This window comes from Plantactinospora sp. WMMB334 (assembly GCF_049179095.1).
Classification (GTDB): domain Bacteria; phylum Actinomycetota; class Actinomycetes; order Mycobacteriales; family Micromonosporaceae; genus Plantactinospora.
Genome location: NZ_JBMHME010000002.1, coordinates 3,018,793 through 3,034,869 on the forward strand (window position 1 = coordinate 3,018,793; position 16,077 = coordinate 3,034,869).

Genomic DNA, 16,077 nt, shown 5'->3' on the forward strand with positions numbered 1-16,077 from the left:
CCTCAGCTCAGGTACGTCGAGAGTCCGCGCCGCAGGTAGCGCCCGTGCCCCCGCCGCCCGTGGTAGGTGCCGTCGGCGACCAGCACGCTGCCCCGGCTGAGCACGGTGTCGACCCGGCCGGCGATCTCGTAGCCCTCGTACGCCGAGTGGTCCATGTTCATGTGGTGGGTCTGCACACCGATCGTGGTCCGCCCGGCCGGGTCGTAGACGACGATGTCGGCGTCGGAGCCGGGGGCCAGCACGCCCTTGCGGGGATAGAGCCCGAACATCCGGGCCGGGGTGGTGGCGATCGTCTCCACCCAGCGTTCCAGGGTCAGCCTGCCGTCGACCACGCCCTGGTAGAGCAGGTCGACCCGGTGCTCGACCCCGCCGATGCCGTTCGGGATCTTCGAGAAGTCGCCGAGCCCGAGCTCCTTCTGGTCCTTGAAGCAGAACGGGCAGTGGTCGGTGGAGACCACCGCCAGGTCGTTGCTGCGCAGCCCCTGCCAGAGGTCGCGGTGGTGCGACTCGTGCCGGCTGCGCAGCGGTGTGGAGCAGACCCACTTGGCGCCCTCGAAGCCGGGGGCGCCGAGCTGGTCCTCCAGGGTCAGGTAGAGGTACTGCGGGCAGGTCTCGGCGAAGACGTTCCGGCCGGCGTGCCGGGCCGCCGCCACCTGGGCGAGGGCCTGGCTGGCGCTGAGGTGCACGATGTAGAGCGGGCAGTCCTGCGCCACCTCGGCGAGCCGGATCGCCCGGTGCGTCGCCTCGGCCTCCAGGGCCTCCGGCCGGGTCAGGCCGTGGTGGATCGGCTCGGTCTCGCCCCGGGCCAGGGCCTGCTGCACGAGCACGTCGATGGCGATGCCGTTCTCGGCGTGCATCATGATCATGGCGCCGTTCTCCCGGGCCCGCTGCATCGCCCGGAGGATCTGGCCGTCGTCGGAGTAGAAGACTCCCGGGTACGCCATGAAGAGCTTGAAGCTGCTGATCCCCTCGTCGGCGACGAGCATGTCCATCGCCTTGAGCGCGTCGTCGTCGACCCCGCCGAGGATCATGTGGAAGGCGTAGTCGACGTGGCAGTTCCCGTCGGCCTTGGCGTGCCAGGCGGCCAGCCCGTCCTGCACCACCTCGCCGGTGCGCTGCACCGCGAAGTCGACGATGGTGGTGGTGCCGCCGTACGCCGCCGCCCGGGTGCCGGTGTCGAAGGTGTCGGAGGCGTTGGTGCCACCGAACGGCAACTCCATGTGGGTGTGCGCGTCGATCCCGCCCGGGATCACGTATTTCCCGGTGGCGTCGACGACCTGGTGGTCGCCGTCCGGGGCCCGGCCGGGTGCGTAGAGCGCGACGATCGTCTCGCCGTCGACGAGGACGTCGGCCGGGTGCGTCCCGGTCGCCCCGACGACGGTGCCGCCGCTGACCAGCAGTGTCATGAGCTGCCCCTTCCCCTGCCAGCGCCGGTTACGGCCGGACGAGGCTGTCGTAGGCGTCCGGGCGGCGGTCCCGGTAGAAGGCCCACCTGTCGCGTACCTCGGCGAGCAGGCCGAGGTCGAGGTCGCGGACGATCAGCTCCGGTGCGTGGCCGTCGCCGACCTCCCCGACGAACTTCCCCTCGGGGTCGACGAAGTAGGAGGTGCCGTAGAAGTCGTTGTCGCCGAGGTCCTCGACCCCGACCCGGTTGATCGCGCCGACGAAGTATTCGTTGGCCACCGCCGAGGCCGGCTGCTCCAGCTTCCAGAGGTAGGCCGAGAGCCCCCGGCTGGTCGCCGAGGGGTTGAAGACCACTGTCGCGCCGGCCAGCCCGAGCGCCCGCCAGCCCTCCGGGAAGTGCCGGTCGTAGCAGATGTAGACGCCGATCCGGCCGACGGCGGTGTCGAAGACCGGATAGCCGAGGTTGCCGGGACGGAAGTAGAACTTCTCCCAGAAGCCCTTCACCTGCGGGATGTGCGTCTTGCGGTATTTGCCGAGGTAGCTGCCGTCGGCGTCGACCACGGCGGCGGTGTTGTAGAGGACGCCGGGCTGCTCCTGCTCGTACATCGGCAGCACCATCACCATGCCGAGCTCGGCGGCGAGCGCGGCGAACCGCTCGGTGGTCGGTCCGGGGACGGTTTCCGCGTACGCGTAGAAGCCCTTGTCCTGCACCTGGCAGAAGTAGGGGCCGTAGAAGAGTTCCTGAAAACAGATGACTTTGGCACCCTGCGCGGCGGCCTGCCGGGCGTACTCCTCGTGCGCCTTGATCATCGATTCCTTGTCGCCGGTCCAGGTCGTCTGCACCAGGGCCGCGCGGATGATCTCTGCCATGGTCGGACCTCCTCGGCACCTGCCCGGGTGGTGGTGGCGCCCGTCGGGGAATGGAGTCTGCTTGACCTTGTCGTGACCTTTGCTTTTTCGACCGGATGGCGTAGGACTTTAGTGACACAAGTGGAGCCGGACAATGGCCAATTTGTTACTGATTTTTTCGGAGAAGTAACATGCTGCAGCTCATCGCCAGTGCGATCGACGACCGTACGGCCCGGGGCGTCGCCGCAGCGGTGAGCCGACTGGTCCGGACCGGCGAGCTGCCGCCCGGCAGCCGGCTGCCCACCGTCCGCTCCGTCGCCCGCGAACTCGGGATCAGCCCGACCACGGTCAGCGAGGCGTGGCGCTCACTGGCCAGCGCGGGCGCGATCCAGACCCGGGGCCGCTCCGGCACCTTCGTGCTGCCGCCCAACCGACTCCGGCAGAGCCTCCGGTACGCCCGGCTCAGTGCCAACCCGGCCACGCTGCCGCACGACTTCTCCACCGGCGTACCCGACCACGACCTGCTGCCGGACCTGGCGCCCGCGCTGCGCCGGATCGGCGACACCCGGCTCACCACCTCATACCTGGAGGAGCCGGTGCTGCCCCGGCTGGAGGTGGTGCTCCGGGAACGCTGGCCCTTTCCACCGCAGCAGCTCACCGTCGTCGACGGCGCGCTGGACGGGGTGGACCGGGTGGTCGGCGCCGCCGTCCGGCTCGGCGACCGGGTGCTGGTGGAGAACCCCACCTTCCCGCCCCTGCTCGACCTCCTCGACACCGTCGGCGCGGTGCCGGTGCCCGTCACCCTGGACAACTCCGGCATCGAGCCCGCCTCGCTCACCGCCGGCCTGGACCGGGCCCCGGTGGCGCTGCTGCTCCAGCCCCGGGCGCAGAACCCGACCGGGGTGTCGATGACGCCGCAGCGCGCCGCCGAGCTGGCGGCGGTGATCGCCCGGCATCCGCTCGGCCGCACCGTCGCGGTGGTCGAGGACGACCACGCCGGTGAGATCGCCTCCGCCGCGCCCGTCTCGCTCGGCGAATGGCTCCCCGACCAGGTGGTGCACATCCGCAGCTACTCCAAGAGCCACGGCCCGGACCTGCGACTCGCGGCCGTCGGCGGGCCGGCCGCCCTGGTCGCCTCGGTGGCCGACCGGCGCCTGCTCGGTCCCGGCTGGTCCAGCCGGGTGCTCCAGGCCGTCCTGCTCGACCTGCTCACCGACCCGGCGACGGTCCGGTTCGTCTCCGGCGCCCGGCGCGAGTACGCCCGCCGCCGCGGCGTGCTCACCGCCTCCCTCTCCCACCGGGGCGTCGACGCCCCGACCCCGGACGGGATCAACATGTGGATCCCGGTACGCGACCAGCAGCACGCGATGCTCTCGCTCGCCGCGCACGGCATCGCCGTCGCCCCCGGCACCCCGTTCGCGGTCTCGCCGCTCGGCGGCGACCACGTACGGTTGACCGTCGGTCTGGTCCGGGACGGCTTCGACGACCTGGCCGACCTGCTTGCCGACGCCGCCGGAGGGCCGCACCGGGCCAGCGGCCGCCGCCTCCGCACCCTGCGCCGCACCACCCGCTGAGTCACCCCGCCCGGTATTGCCCGGGATCGCTACTCTTCGGACAGTCGAGCGCGGAGGTCGGAGTCATGGCGAGCGAGCCGGAACAGACCCCGCCGGCCCGCCCCGACCGGGAAAGCCCCGCCGACGCCACCTCCCGACCGGAGCCGGAGCCGGAGCGGGGAAGCGGCCGAAGTGTCCGATCGGGGGCGACCGTGGTCGGCTCGGTCCTGATCACCCTGGCGACCCTGCTGGCCTGGTATTTTGACCACCAGTCGGCGAAGTTGGAGCAGGAGGCGGCGGAGCGGAACCGCATCGAGTTCCAGCGGATGTGCAACGACCCCGCGGCGGCCGCCGCAATGGTCGCCAACCTGCCTGCCATGGCCGGCCTCTGCCCCGGCGGGCTACGCCAGTTGCTCTCGATCCCGGCCGACGAGGTCGACGCCGGCCCCGACCTGGTCGACGCCTACCTGGACCGGCTGCGCGCCCTGCTCGCCGCCAAGGTGCCTGGTGACGACGTCTCGGCGTACGTCGGCGCCATCCACCGCGACGACCGTTACGCGGCGGCGTTGAGCACCATGCACCGCAGCGCCCGACACTGCGAAGCGGTCTTCCCGACCGGTGCGCCCGCGCCGACCAGCCGGGGACCGACCGGAACCTTCTGGGACGACTCGCCGCGCGTCGAGGTGGTCCCGCAGTCGTCGACGCTGCGGACGAGCGGCCGCGCCGACGGCGGCACGCTCATCGAGGTGCGGGTCGTCGACGCCGTGCCGAGCTGCCTGACCCGGGGGACGTTCGAGGTGGACCGGCCGCCCCGGTTCGTCGGGACCACCGCCCTCGCCCTGTCGTTCAGCGTCGGCACCGGCCCGACCGGTCAGCCGGTGTGGCTCCTCGACGAGCTGACCGCCTGCCCGGTACGCCCGGACCCACTCGCCGCCGGGCCGATCATCGGAACGTACGCGCTGACGAAGCGCCAGTCGATCCGCGACAGTGTCGCCGATTCCCTCTTCGCCTACGCCGGCAGCACCTGCCCCGGATAGCCGGCCCCGAGGTCGCCTGCTGCGTCGCCGACGGACGGCGTGGGTCCGGACGGGGCGGAGCTACGATCAACGCCTCGGGCCGCGATGTCGGCGGGCCGGCGGAGGCGGCACATCGGCGAGGAGGGTCCGGTGAGCGCGGTGGTGACGGCGGTGGCCCGGGACGAGGGACACCACTTCAGCAAGCCGACCCGGGGCAGCATCCGGCTGCTGGCCGGGCTGGGCGTGGAGGGTGACGCGCACCTCGGCGTCACGGTCAAGCACCGTTCCCGGGTGGCGCAGGATCCGACCCAGCCCAACCTCCGCCAGGTACACCTGATCCACTCGGAGCTGCACGACGCGCTGCGCGAGGCCGGCCACGAGGTGGCGCCCGGCGAGATGGGCGAGAACGTCACCACCCGGGGTGTGGACCTGCTCGGGCTGCCGGTCGGCACCCTGCTCCGGATCGGCGACAGGGCAGTGGTCGAGGTGACCGGGCTGCGCAACCCGTGCACACAGATCGACACCTTCCAGGCCGGCCTGCTCAGGCGGGTCGTTTGGCGCGACGATGCCGGCAACCTGGTCCGGCTGGCCGGCATCATGGGCGTGGTCCGGGAGGGCGGCGAGATCCGACCGGGCGACGGGATCGACGTCGTGCTGCCGTCCGAGCCGCACCGGGCGCTCGACCGCGTCTGACCCCGCCCGCCCGCGGTCGACTCCACCAGCCCACCGACACCGGTTTCAGACGATCGCGCCACCGGTCGCGCGGATGTTCTGCCCGGTGATCCAGTGTGCGTCCGGGCCGGCCAGGAAGGCGACGACGGCGGCGATGTCGGCCGGCTGGCCGAGCCGGCCCAGCGCGGTGAACGCGGGGATCTGCGCCAGCGCCTCGGCAGGGTTGACCGCCCGGAGCAGATCGGTGTCGGTGGCGCCGGGCGAGACGGTGTTGACGGTGATCCCCCGGGGCCCGAGTTCCCGGGCCGCGATCGCGGTGAACTGTTCGAGCGCGGCCTTGCTGGCGCTGTAGAGGGCGGCACCGGGCACCGGCAGCACCGTGTTGAGGGTGGAGATGTTGACGATCCGGCCACCGTCGCGCAGCAGCGTGGCCGCCTCACGCATGGCCAGCAGCGGAAACTTGGCGTTGACCGTCATCACCCGGTCGAACTCCTCGGCGGTGACCCCGGCGATCGGCGTCGGCGTGTTGACGGCGGCGTTGTTGACCAGGATGTCCAGGCCGTCGTCGCGGACCGGTGCGAACATCGGCCCGAGGCTCGCCGGATCCGCCTGGTCGGCGCGGACTGCGCACGTACCGTCGTAGCGGCTGACCAGGTCGTCGGCTGCCGCGCGGTCGCGGCGATAGGTGAAGACCACCCGGGCGCCGGCCTCGGCGAACCGCTCCACGACGGCCCGCCCGATCCCCCGGGAGCCGCCGGTCACCAGGGCCGTCCGGCCGGATAGCTGCGTCATGTCCGGAGACGCTATCCCCGGGCGGGCACGAGGTCTTGAAGGAATGCGCACAGCTCTGTCGGAGTGAGTCCGGACAGTGCCCGCACCTCGCGGGTGAAGTGCGGCTGGTCGGCGTAGCCGGTGTCGGTGGCCGTCCCGGCCAGCGCCCCGCCGCCGGCCAGCAGCCCGACCGCGCGCTGGAAGCGGGCGATCCGGGCCACGGTCCCCGGCGTCAGGCCGATCTGCCGGCGGAACCGGAGTTCGAGGCAGCGCCGGCTGACCCCGACCCGGTCGGCGAGAGCGCCGATCCGGAGACCCGCCGGTGCCCGTTGAAGCTGCCACCAGGCGGAACTGACCGTTCCGTCCGGCTGCGGGGCGGCCCCGGCCGTCGCGCCGCCAAGGATCTCAGCGGTGAGGATCCGGTCGAGCAGTGCGAACCGGGCGGCCCAGTCGGGCGCCGCGACCAGCCGCTCGGCAAGTGCGGTCGCGCGCCGGCCGAGCAGGTCCGGCAGCGGCACCGCCGTCCCGGCCAGCTCCGGCATCGGTACGCCGAGCAGCGCCGCGACCCCCTCGGGAGTGAGCCCGACACTGACGCCGTACGCCCACGTGCTCGGACCCGCCACCGTCGGCGTGCTCCGCGCCCCGGTGACCAGGGCGTACGGGGCGGCGAAGTCGATGACGAGGGTGGCGAGGTTCAACGGCAGGATGCGGTGCGGCAGCGCGGACCGCGCCCCGGCACGGAATCCGGCGTAGCCCAGCACGTGGCGCCGGAGCCGCACGTCCGGCAGCCGCGCGACCGTCTCACACGGCAGCGGCTGCGGTCGCACCGGTATCGAGTGAATCTGCGTCAGCGTGCGCATCACGCACCATCATGGACCGTCGGCACCCCGCGCCTCGCCCCGGACCGTCAAGCGTACGACCGGGGACGCCTGCCAGCAGTCGCTCCAGCACGCGGGGCGCCCCTTCCCGACGAGACGAGAGCGGGCCGGCGCGGCGCGCCGGCCGGAACGACGGGGCGCCCTGACCGCAGACGCCCGGAAGGGACGACCTACCGGGCGCCCGGCGTGGGCTCCCAGACGGCACCGTCGTGCGCGAAGAGCACCCGGGCGGGATCGAGGTCGAGCAGCCGGGGCAGCCACCGGGGCACCGGCGGCAGCGGTTCCGCCACCCCGTCCCGCGCGGCCCGCAGTGCCAACCGCGCCGAGCCGTACTCGAAGGCGAAGTCGTGGGCCTGTCCGGCCAGCACGACCGTGCCGTCGGGTGCCCGGAGCACCAGCGACTGGTGCCCGACGGTGTGCCCCGGGGTCGGGACGACCCAGACGTCCGGCCAGATCTCGGCCTCGCCGTCCAACTCCTCGTACCGGGCGCCGGTGAAGTCGACAAGCTCCGGGATGGTGTGGCCGGGCTCGCGGGCCACGGCCAGCTCCGATCGCTGCACCACGACGGGCCGGCCGGCGAGGGCCGGGTTGCCACCACAGTGGTCGAAGTGCAGGTGGCAGTTGACCACCAGGGAGATCTCGTCGAGGCCGATCCCGGCGGCGGCCAGCGCCGCCTCCACCGGCCGGCGGACCGGGCGGTAGTGCGCCCCGGTCTCCGGGTCGACCTCGCCGATGCCGGTGTCGAAGAGCAGCAGCCCCTCGGGTCGTCGAACCAGATAGCCGTACGCCGGCTCGACCCGGGGATGCGGCTCGCCCGCCTCCGCCGCCGGCCGGACGAAGTAGCCGAGGTCGAGTCGGCGTACCGCCGCCGCGTGGTGTCCGCTCACCGGCTCATCCTCGCGTCACCCGACCGCCGGTCGTCAAGACCGGTTCACCAGGGGCGTAACCGGCGTGCCGGGACCGCCAGCGACGCGCCCGCTTGACCGGTTGAGTCCCGCCGTAGTCACCTGCTTCAATGTCCCGGGAGCACCAGGGCCGGCACGACCACCTCATCGCCGTGACAGGAGATCAGATCATCATGCTCCGCAGGCCCCTGCTCAGCACCGTCTTCGCCATACTCGTCGTCGCGCTCGGCACGGTCGTCCTCGCGCGACCCGCGTTACCGGCGGCGGCACCGGCACCCGTCCGCATCATGCCGCTCGGCGACTCGATCACCGGTTCCCCGGGTTGCTGGCGCGCGATCCTCTGGAACCGCCTGCAGAACACCGGATACACCGACATCGACTTCGTCGGCACCCTCGGCCCGCAGGGCTGCGGGTCGCCGTACGACGGGGAGAACGAGGGTCACGGCGGTGCCCTCGTGACGACCGTGGCCGACCAGAACCAACTGCCACCGTGGCTCGCCGCCACCCGCCCGGACGTCGTCCTGATGCACTTCGGCACCAACGACGTCTGGAGCAACCGGGCCACCTCGACGATCCTGGCTGCGTACTCGAAGCTCGTGGACCAGATGCGGGCCAGCAACCCGACCATGACGATCCTGGTAGCGAAGATCATCCCGATGGCGCCGAGCACCTGCGCCGAGTGCGGCCAGCGGGTGGTGGCCCTCAACGATGCCATCCCGGGCTGGGCGGCGTCGAAGACCACCGGCCGGTCGCCGGTCGTGGTGGTCGACCAGTGGACCGGCTTCAGCACCGGCAGCGACACCTACGACGGCGTGCATCCGAACGCCGCCGGTGACCAGAAGATGTCCGACCGGTGGTACCCGGCACTGACCGCGGTGCTGGACGGGGTGACCCCGACGCCGCCACCGACCCGGACCCCGACGCTGCCACCGACCACCACCACACCACCGCCGCCCACCACCGCACCGCCCACCACCACTCCCCCGCCGGCCGGCGGCTGCGCGGCGACGTACCGGAGCGTCGGGCAGTGGCAGGGCGGCTTCCAGGGTGAGGTCACGGTACGCAACACCGGCACCACGACGAGCCGGTCCTGGACGGCGCGGTTGACGTTCGGCGCCGGTGAACGGATCAACCAGGCATGGAACGCCGAGGTGACCCAGAGCGGCAGCAGCGTCACCGCCCGGAACGTCGGCTGGAACGGCTCCCTCGGCCCCGCCGGCACCGCCACCTTCGGCTTCCTCGGCAGCTCGACCGGCGGCACCCCCGCTCCCTCGGTCACCTGCACGCTCGGCTGAGCCGGGCACGTCCACAGCGGACGGCGGCCCGGTCCCCGCATCGGGGACCGGGCCGCCAGGCTTCGGACGGACCGGACCGGCCCGCGGAGGCGACTACCAGTTGCTGCCCAGGTAGCTGGGCTGGCTCTGCACGTTGAGCTCGTTGAACCTGATCAGGTGCGCGGTCCAGATCCGCCAATCGCGCAGCTCCAGCACGTCGAGGCCCTTCTGGATGTCACTGGAGTAGATGTGGCCGTTGTACCAGTACGCCGACCACGAGCCGCCGATGATCCGGCGTTCCGCCGAGAGCGGGCCCCGCTCCCAGTAGGCGATCTCCACCGGCCGGGCGGAGTTGGTGAAGTCGAAGACCGAGATGCCGCCCTGGTACCACGCCTGGACCATGATGTCCCGCCCCAGCACGGGAATCAGCGAGCCGTTGTGCGCGACGCAGTTCTCCAGGCTGGTGTTCAGCCGGGGGATCTTGTAGTAGCTCTTGAAGCCCAGGCTGCGGCCGTCACCCCGACCGGTGATGTCGTAGATGGCGTTCGCACCCCGGGTCGGTGCCACCGTCTCGACGCAGGTCGCACCGGAACCGCCACCGAGCTCGTCGGTGAAGACCACCTTGTCGCCCGAGTTGTTGAAGGTCGCCGAGTGCCAGAAGGAGAAGTTCACGGTGTCGCGTACCCGGTCGATCACCCGGGGCGCCTCGCGGTCGGCGATGTTCATCAGGATGCCGTCGCCCATGCAGGCACCGGCGGCCAGGTCCTTGCTCGGGTAGACGGTGATGTCGTGGCAACCACTGGTGGTGGAGCTGCCGTTGCCGCCCGGGTTGCCGCCCTCGTCGTCGGCGAAGAGGTCGGGCACCGCCACCACGGCGGCCTGGGTCGGCTTCTTCAGCGGCACCTTGACGATCGAGATCGAGTCGTGCGGCCTGGCGCAGCCGAGGTAGGTGTCCGACGGCCCGTACGACGACACGTAGAGGTAGACCGACTTCTTGTCCTTGGCCGGCACCAGCGTGTGGGTGTGCGAGCCGCAGGCGGTCTGCACCGACTTGATGTACCTCGGGTGTGACTTGTTCCTGATGTCGAAGATCTTGATGCCCTCCCACACCGTCGCGCTGCTCGGCACGCCCGTGCTGGCGCAGGAGTCGTCGCTGCGCGGCGAGTCGGTGGAGAGGAACAGCAGGTCGCCGTAGACCGACAGGTCGTTCTGCGAGCCCGAGCACTGGACCTGGGCCACAATGGACGGTCGGCGCGGGTTCCCGATGTCGTAGACGACGAAGCCCTCGTAGTTGCCGGCGAAGGCGTACCGGCCCTGGAAGGCGAGATCCGAGCCGAGCGCTCCCTCGGGGGCGAAGGTCCCCTGCTTCGGGATGTTGGCGATCTGCCGGAGGTTCGGGCTGCTGGAGATCTCGTCCACGCCCGGCGGGGTGGCAACGTCCGTTGTGGTCGGAGTCGTTGCGGACACTGGATCGGCGTTGCTCGCCGGTGCAACGGCAACGGTCACCACCAGGAAGGAGAGTGCGGCGAGGCCGACGATCCGGAGTCGCCGCGGCCCTTGTGGGGAGAGTCTGAACATCTGGCGGCACCCTTCGAAAGGGGTTCGTGATTGTGCAGACCTTACCTGGCGATGGTGGCCATCGATGTGAGCTCGATCACAATAAGATCGATCAAGGAACCGTCGGCGGCCCCGGAGCGACCTGGCCTTCCGCCGTCGGAAGACCACCGGGGAGACCGTCGGGCCCGGCCCCGGCGACCGGGGCACCGTCCGCACGCGGCAGCCGGTATACAGGGAGGATGCGGAACACCACCCTGGCCGGAGAGATGCGCACCGCGGCCACCGGGCTGCTGGACGCACTACCGGGACCGGCCCGGGCGCTGGCGACCCACCCCTTCTCCGACGAGACCGGGCGACGCTGGATCGAATACCGCCCACGGCCCCGACCGGGCGCCTGCCTCGCCGACCTCGACCGGGTCGCCCGCAAGGCGACGCACCGGCTGCTCGCCACCGCGTTCAGTCCGCACGCCTACGCGCAGGCGGCCACCGTCATGGCCCTGGAGGAGGTCCTCGACCGCCGGGAGGAGTGGCGGCGGGGCCGGCACAGCGACGACTACCGCGTCGTGATCTTCGGTGACCCCGCCCGGGACGACCACTGGTCCTGGCGCTTCGAGGGGCACCACCTGTCGGTGACGATGACGGTCGCCGGTGACGGCGTCGCACCGGCCCCCCTCTTCCTGGGTGCCAACCCGGCGACCGTGAGCTACGCCGGCCGACCGGTGAGCCGGCCGCTCGGCCCCGAGGAGGACCTCGCCCGCGCCCTGCTGGACGCCCTCGGCCCGGACGGGCGCCGCATGGCGATCGTCGCCGACGAGGCACCCGCCGACATCCGCAGCGGCACCCGGTCGCGCTTCGACCGCCGGATCGAGCCTGCCGGCCTCCGCGCCGGAGGACTCGGACCTACCGGCCGGGCACTGCTCGACCAGCTCGTCGCGCTCTACCTCGACCGGCTGCCGCCGGAGCTGGCCCGACAGGAGGCGGCCCGGGTCGGCAGGGGTGACCTCTACTTCGCCTGGGAGGGCCCGACCAGGCCGGGCGGGCGGCACTACTACCGGATCCAGGGCGAGGACCTGTTGATCGAGTACGACAACACCAGCGACGACGGCAACCACGCGCACTCCGTGCTCCGCCGCCCGCACGGCGACTTCGGCGCCGACCTGCTCGCCGAGCACCACGCCAGGGCCCACTCCCACTCCTGAGGAAGCGCGGCTAGGAACCAGCCGCCGGGTCACCCGCCGCGGCGACGGCCGAAACCGCCGGCCACGGAGCTGGCCGGCGGGCCGAAGCCCTCGAAGCTGGTCGGCTCGCCCCGGCCCTGGTCGAACTGGCGGACCAGGCTACTGCCCAGTCGCACGCCGGCGGCACCGAGCAGCAGGCCGAGCAGTTCGACCAGGAGCAGCCCGCCGGTCGCCCCGTGTTCCGGCACCCGGGTCCTGATCAGGCAGGCGAAGACGAACAGCACCGCGACCCCGGCGTTCACCAGGTTGAAGGTGACCGCCGTGCGCCGGGTCGGATCGCCGGGTGCGTCCCAGAGGTCGACCATGCCGGCCACCGCCGCGAGTCCGGCCGCGACCAGCGCGGCGACCGCCGTCCAGTAGCCGACCAGCCCCAGGAACGCCGGACCGCCCAGCACGTCGGTCAGGTCGAAGACCGTGGCGCAGACGAAGAGCCCGAACGGAAACGTGACAAGCATCGGCTGGATCGGATGCCCGTGCACCCGCAGGCGGCTCTGCATCGTGGTGCCTCCCCGGCTCGCTTCTGGACCGACCCCAGCCTGCTCCGCGTGCTACCCCCGGGTGTCCGGGCCGAAACGACGCCGCGGCTCGCGGGCCACCGCGGAGGGTGCCTCGCGGGCCGCCGTGGAGGGCGCGCCGCGTCGCGCGGACCACGGTGGACGGTCAGGTGTCGCGGCGGCGGGCGACCGAGGTGACCAGCCGCTCGGCCACGTCCCGTAACGGGATGGCCAGCGTCGCCGAGGCGGACCGCAACACCCGCATCGCCTCCGTGGCCGGACAGCCACGTTGGGTCATGATAACCCCGACGGCCTGGTCGATGACCTGCCCGGCCGTCCGAACCTCGTCGGGATGATCGGCCGGTGCGGCCAGCCGGGACCGGTCCCGGACCGCGCCGAGCAGCAGCCCGGCGTGCTCGGCGAGCAGCATCGCGGTGAGCTGCTGGCTGGCGGTCAGCACGCCGGGCTCGCGGGCGTAGAGGTTGATCGAGCCGACGACGTGGTCGTCGACGTCCACCGGCACCGCGAGCACGCCGCGTACGCCCAGAGCGAGCGCCCGGTCCGTCCACGGACGCCAGCGGGTCTCGGTGCGCAGGTCCGCCGACCAGACCATCTCCCGGCTGCGGATCGCCACCATCGCCGGCCCGTCCGGGCCGTGCCGGACGTCGTCGAGGTCACCGAGCCGCGACTCGGAGGCGGCGACCGAGGGTGGTGCCCCGGCCCGGAGTACGGTGACGCCGCACCAGGTCACTCCCGGCATGGCGTCCCGGACGGTTCGTACCAGCCGGTCCAGCGCGGCGTCGAAATCGTCGCTCGCGATCAGCCCGGCAGTCACCTCGCGGAGCAGGGCGGCCGTCTCCAGCACGCCCGGGGCCTCGGTCGACGGCTCCGTCGTCGTCCTCAGCCTCAGCACCGCTCCGCAACCCCCACCACCACCGCGGCTGCCGCGGTACGCCCGGTTCGTGCCCTCGCCTGTCTCATGGTCGCCTTCCCCCCGCCTTCCCGATCCCATGCCGGTAGGGACCTGCGCTACTACCCGAGCGCCGGGTGGACAAACCACCCGTTACAGGGGAAGAACGATCCTGCACGTCCCGGGGTTGCCGTCGGTCATCCGACGACAACCCCGGAAATTCCGTTCCGACGGCGGTCAGCGCGGGGCAGAGCCGAGCCGACGGCCGACGGCGGCGATCAGCCGGTCGAGTTCCGAGCCGAACGGGTTGTCGTGCACCAGATAGGTCCAGGTGGCACTCGGTCGGACCAGCTCACCCTCGCCCGGCTGCCAGTCGTCGTCGAACTCGTTCTCCTCGAAGGTCTCCACCGTGCGGGTCTCGATCTCCGGCACAAGCGCGTTGAACGCCGGCACCGCCGAGCGGTGGAACTCGTCGAGCGGGTCGAGCCGGCCGAGCGCCCGCAGGTGCACGCCCTCGCGTACCTCGGATAGCTCGGCGAGGTGCTGCGCCCAGAGCCGGTCCAGATGGTAGAGGGCGATCGACCGACCGACCCGGGAGAGGAGTTCCTCGTCCATCTCCTTGGCCCGCTCCGGGAACCGCTCGGTCAGCATCTCCGCCGCCACCTCGGTGGTGAGCAGCCGCTCCCGGCGCTCGGCCAGCGCCTTGCGCTGCTGCTCGATCACCACGCTGTACCGCCAGGTGTTGCGGTGGATCTCGTGGTTGACGCCCTCCGCGATCCGCTGGGCGTGCTCGACGGCGAAGTCGACCTGCTCGTCGGTGACCAGACCGTCGGCGTTCATCCGGGGCGACGGCGGGATCGCGTCCGGCGCGTGCCGCATGACCAGGTTGTCTTCGAGGCTCACGAAGAAGACCGAGCGGCCGGGGTCACCCTGCCGGCCGGCCCGGCCGCGGAGCTGGTCGTCGACCCGCCGGCTGTCGTGCCGGCCGCTGCCGATCACGAAGAGGCCGCCCAGCTCGGCGACCCGGTCCCGGTCGGACTGGTCGCTGCCGCCCAGCCGGATGTCGACACCCCGGCCGGCCATCTGGGTGGAGACGGTCACCGCGCCGTACGCGCCGGCCTCGGCGATGATCGCCGCCTCCTCGGCGTCGTTCTTGGCGTTCAGCACGGTGCACGGCACCCCGGCCTCGCGCAGCGCCTCGGCGAGCCGCTCGGACTCCTTCACGTCCAGCGTGCCGATCAGCACCGGGCGGCCGGTCTCGTGCTGCTCCCGGATCTCCTCGATCAGCGCCTCTTCCTTCTCGGCACGGGTGGCGTAGATCCGGTCCGGGTCGTCGACCCGGATGCAGGGGGTGTTCGGCGGGATCACCGCGACCTCGAGGGAGAAGAACTCCCGCAGCTGGTCGCCGACGAGCACCGCCGTGGCGGTCATCCCGCAGACGGTCCGGTAGAGCGCGACGTACGCCTGCACGGTGATGGTGCCGAGCACCTCGCCCTCGGCGGTGGCGTCGAGCCCCTCCTTCGCCTCGACCGCCGCCTGGAGCCCGTCCGGCCAGCGCCGGCGCTGGGCGACCCGGCCGCGCATCTCGTCGATCAGCTCGACGCCGTCGTTGCGGACGATGTAGTCGACGTCCCGGTGCAGCAGGGCGTGCGCGTGCAGGGCGACGTTGACCGCGGAGAGCTGCTCGACGTGCTCGTCGTCGTAGAGGTCGACGCCGCCGAGCCGGGACTCGATCTCGGCCAGGCCAGCGTCGGTGAAGGCCACGCTGCGGCCGTCGTCGGCGACCGTGTAGTGCCGCCCGGCACGCAGCCCGCGGACCACCGAGGCGGCCTGGTGCACCGGGTCCTGCTCGCCGGGGACCGCGCCGGCCAGCACCATCGGCACTCGGGCCTCGTCGATCAGGATGGAGTCGGCCTCGTCGACGATCGCGGTGGTCAGCGGCGGCTGCACCCGGTCGTCGATGTCGGTGACGAGCTGGTCGCGGAGGAAGTCGAAGCCGGCCTCACTGACCGAGACGTAGGTGACGTCGCAGGCGTACGCCGCCTGGCGCTCCTCGCGGGTGGACGCCTCGGTGAGCCAGCCGACGCTGAGGCCGAGCAGCCGGTAGACCGGCTCCATCCACTCGGCGTCCCGGCGGGCCAGGTAGTCGTTGACCGTCAGCACGTGCACCGGTCCGTTGCCCCGCCGGACGTGCCCGTAGGCGGCGATGGCCGCCGTCAGCGTCTTGCCCTCACCGGTGGCCATCTCGGCGACCTTGCCGGCCAGCAGCGACATGGCGCCGAGGAGCTGGACGTCGTACGGCCGCTCGTCGAGGCCGCGCCGGGCGGCCTCGCGGCCCACCGCGCAGATCTCGACGAAGTCCTCGGCCCGGCCCGCCGCCTCGGTCAGCTCGGCGTCGTCGAGCTCGGTGAGCTCCTCCTCGCGTGCCTCGATCGTGGGCAGCAGCTTCTCCAGCGGCGCCAGATCAACTGTGGTGCCCGGACGCTGGAGGAAACGCCGGACCCTGGTCTTCAACCGTTGCGACACACCCATGACGGGCAACGGTACGCGAACTCT

14 protein-coding genes are annotated in these 16,077 nt (G+C 72.1%); 5 read left to right on the forward strand and 9 right to left on the reverse strand.

Annotation, left to right across the window (positions count from 1 at the left end):
* Window positions 1–2: 2 nt before the first annotated feature.
* Window positions 3–1,406 (reverse strand): dihydropyrimidinase, encoded by a 1,404-nt coding sequence (gene hydA, locus ACN27G_RS12945; RefSeq protein WP_421493046.1) that lies wholly within the window; start codon window positions 1,404–1,406, stop codon window positions 3–5.
* 28 nt (window positions 1,407–1,434) lie between these two features.
* Window positions 1,435–2,274 (reverse strand): nitrilase-related carbon-nitrogen hydrolase, encoded by an 840-nt coding sequence (locus ACN27G_RS12950; protein WP_421493047.1) that lies wholly within the window; start codon window positions 2,272–2,274, stop codon window positions 1,435–1,437.
* A gap of 170 nt (window positions 2,275–2,444) precedes the next feature.
* Here ACN27G_RS12950 and ACN27G_RS12955 point away from each other — a divergent pair, with 170 nt between their 5' ends.
* The 3 genes from ACN27G_RS12955 (at window position 2,445) to ACN27G_RS12965 (ending at window position 5,515) form a co-directional block, all read left to right on the forward strand.
* Window positions 2,445–3,827: an aminotransferase class I/II-fold pyridoxal phosphate-dependent enzyme gene (locus ACN27G_RS12955; protein WP_421493048.1), complete on the forward strand. Its 1,383-nt coding sequence runs from the start codon at window positions 2,445–2,447 to the stop codon at window positions 3,825–3,827.
* Between the two features lie 65 nt (window positions 3,828–3,892).
* A complete protein-coding gene (locus ACN27G_RS12960) occupies window positions 3,893–4,843 on the forward strand; it encodes a hypothetical protein (RefSeq protein WP_421493049.1) in 951 nt (316 codons plus the stop codon).
* A 129-nt stretch (window positions 4,844–4,972) separates the two neighbouring features.
* The gene (locus ACN27G_RS12965) at window positions 4,973–5,515 is read left to right on the forward strand and encodes an MOSC domain-containing protein (protein WP_421493050.1); all 543 of its coding nucleotides are present in this window, start codon (window positions 4,973–4,975) and stop codon (window positions 5,513–5,515) included.
* Between the two features lie 45 nt (window positions 5,516–5,560).
* Here the strand turns inward: ACN27G_RS12965 and ACN27G_RS12970 are convergent, their stop codons facing one another.
* The 3 genes from ACN27G_RS12970 to ACN27G_RS12980 form a co-directional block, all read right to left on the reverse strand.
* Complete coding sequence (locus ACN27G_RS12970; protein WP_421493051.1) at window positions 5,561–6,286, reverse strand: SDR family oxidoreductase; 726 nt, start codon at window positions 6,284–6,286, stop codon at window positions 5,561–5,563.
* 11 nt (window positions 6,287–6,297) lie between these two features.
* Window positions 6,298–7,125 carry a helix-turn-helix domain-containing protein gene (locus ACN27G_RS12975; protein ID WP_421493052.1) on the reverse strand — a complete coding sequence of 276 codons (828 nt, stop codon included), beginning with the start codon at window positions 7,123–7,125 and terminating at the stop codon, window positions 6,298–6,300.
* Between the two features lie 188 nt (window positions 7,126–7,313).
* On the reverse strand, window positions 7,314–8,030 hold the full coding sequence (locus ACN27G_RS12980; protein WP_421493053.1) for an MBL fold metallo-hydrolase: 717 nt from the start codon (window positions 8,028–8,030) through the stop codon (window positions 7,314–7,316).
* A gap of 128 nt (window positions 8,031–8,158) precedes the next feature.
* On the opposite strand from ACN27G_RS12980, the gene ACN27G_RS12985 reads away from it, so the two are divergent.
* A complete protein-coding gene (locus tag ACN27G_RS12985) occupies window positions 8,159–9,343 on the forward strand; it encodes a cellulose binding domain-containing protein (RefSeq protein ID WP_421493054.1) in 1,185 nt (394 codons plus the stop codon).
* A gap of 93 nt (window positions 9,344–9,436) precedes the next feature.
* Here ACN27G_RS12985 and ACN27G_RS12990 read toward each other — a convergent pair whose 3' ends face one another.
* Complete coding sequence (locus ACN27G_RS12990) at window positions 9,437–10,900, reverse strand: LVIVD repeat-containing protein (RefSeq protein WP_421493055.1); 1,464 nt, start codon at window positions 10,898–10,900, stop codon at window positions 9,437–9,439.
* Between the two features lie 218 nt (window positions 10,901–11,118).
* On the opposite strand from ACN27G_RS12990, the gene ACN27G_RS12995 reads away from it, so the two are divergent.
* Window positions 11,119–12,078, forward strand: coding sequence for a DUF3500 domain-containing protein (locus ACN27G_RS12995; protein WP_421493056.1), 960 nt, complete (start codon window positions 11,119–11,121; stop codon window positions 12,076–12,078).
* 29 nt (window positions 12,079–12,107) lie between these two features.
* Here ACN27G_RS12995 and ACN27G_RS13000 read toward each other — a convergent pair whose 3' ends face one another.
* The 3 genes from ACN27G_RS13000 to secA2 all read right to left on the reverse strand — a co-directional run bounded on the left by ACN27G_RS13000 (window position 12,108) and on the right by secA2 (window position 16,053).
* The gene (locus tag ACN27G_RS13000; RefSeq protein ID WP_421493057.1) at window positions 12,108–12,614 is read right to left on the reverse strand and encodes a DUF2231 domain-containing protein; all 507 of its coding nucleotides are present in this window, start codon (window positions 12,612–12,614) and stop codon (window positions 12,108–12,110) included.
* A 163-nt stretch (window positions 12,615–12,777) separates the two neighbouring features.
* Window positions 12,778–13,515, reverse strand: a complete 738-nt coding sequence (locus ACN27G_RS13005) for a GAF and ANTAR domain-containing protein (protein ID WP_421497319.1) — start codon at window positions 13,513–13,515, stop codon at window positions 12,778–12,780.
* A gap of 243 nt (window positions 13,516–13,758) precedes the next feature.
* Window positions 13,759–16,053, reverse strand: coding sequence for an accessory Sec system translocase SecA2 (gene secA2 / locus ACN27G_RS13010; protein WP_421493058.1), 2,295 nt, complete (start codon window positions 16,051–16,053; stop codon window positions 13,759–13,761).
* Window positions 16,054–16,077 lie beyond the last annotated feature (24 nt).

Coding starts and splice junctions, on each gene's coding strand:
- hydA (WP_421493046.1), bottom strand. CDS start 1,406: ATGACACTGCTGGTCAGCGGCGGCACCGTCGTCGGGGCGACCGGGACG.
- ACN27G_RS12950 (WP_421493047.1), bottom strand. CDS start 2,274: ATGGCAGAGATCATCCGCGCGGCCCTGGTGCAGACGACCTGGACCGGC.
- ACN27G_RS12955 (WP_421493048.1), top strand. CDS start 2,445: ATGCTGCAGCTCATCGCCAGTGCGATCGACGACCGTACGGCCCGGGGC.
- ACN27G_RS12960 (WP_421493049.1), top strand. CDS start 3,893: ATGGCGAGCGAGCCGGAACAGACCCCGCCGGCCCGCCCCGACCGGGAA.
- ACN27G_RS12970 (WP_421493051.1), bottom strand. CDS start 6,286: ATGACGCAGCTATCCGGCCGGACGGCCCTGGTGACCGGCGGCTCCCGG.
- ACN27G_RS12975 (WP_421493052.1), bottom strand. CDS start 7,125: ATGCGCACGCTGACGCAGATTCACTCGATACCGGTGCGACCGCAGCCG.
- ACN27G_RS12985 (WP_421493054.1), top strand. CDS start 8,159: ATGTCCCGGGAGCACCAGGGCCGGCACGACCACCTCATCGCCGTGACA.
- ACN27G_RS12990 (WP_421493055.1), bottom strand. CDS start 10,900: ATGTTCAGACTCTCCCCACAAGGGCCGCGGCGACTCCGGATCGTCGGC.
- ACN27G_RS12995 (WP_421493056.1), top strand. CDS start 11,119: ATGCGGAACACCACCCTGGCCGGAGAGATGCGCACCGCGGCCACCGGG.
- ACN27G_RS13000 (WP_421493057.1), bottom strand. CDS start 12,614: ATGCAGAGCCGCCTGCGGGTGCACGGGCATCCGATCCAGCCGATGCTT.
- secA2 (WP_421493058.1), bottom strand. CDS start 16,053: ATGGGTGTGTCGCAACGGTTGAAGACCAGGGTCCGGCGTTTCCTCCAG.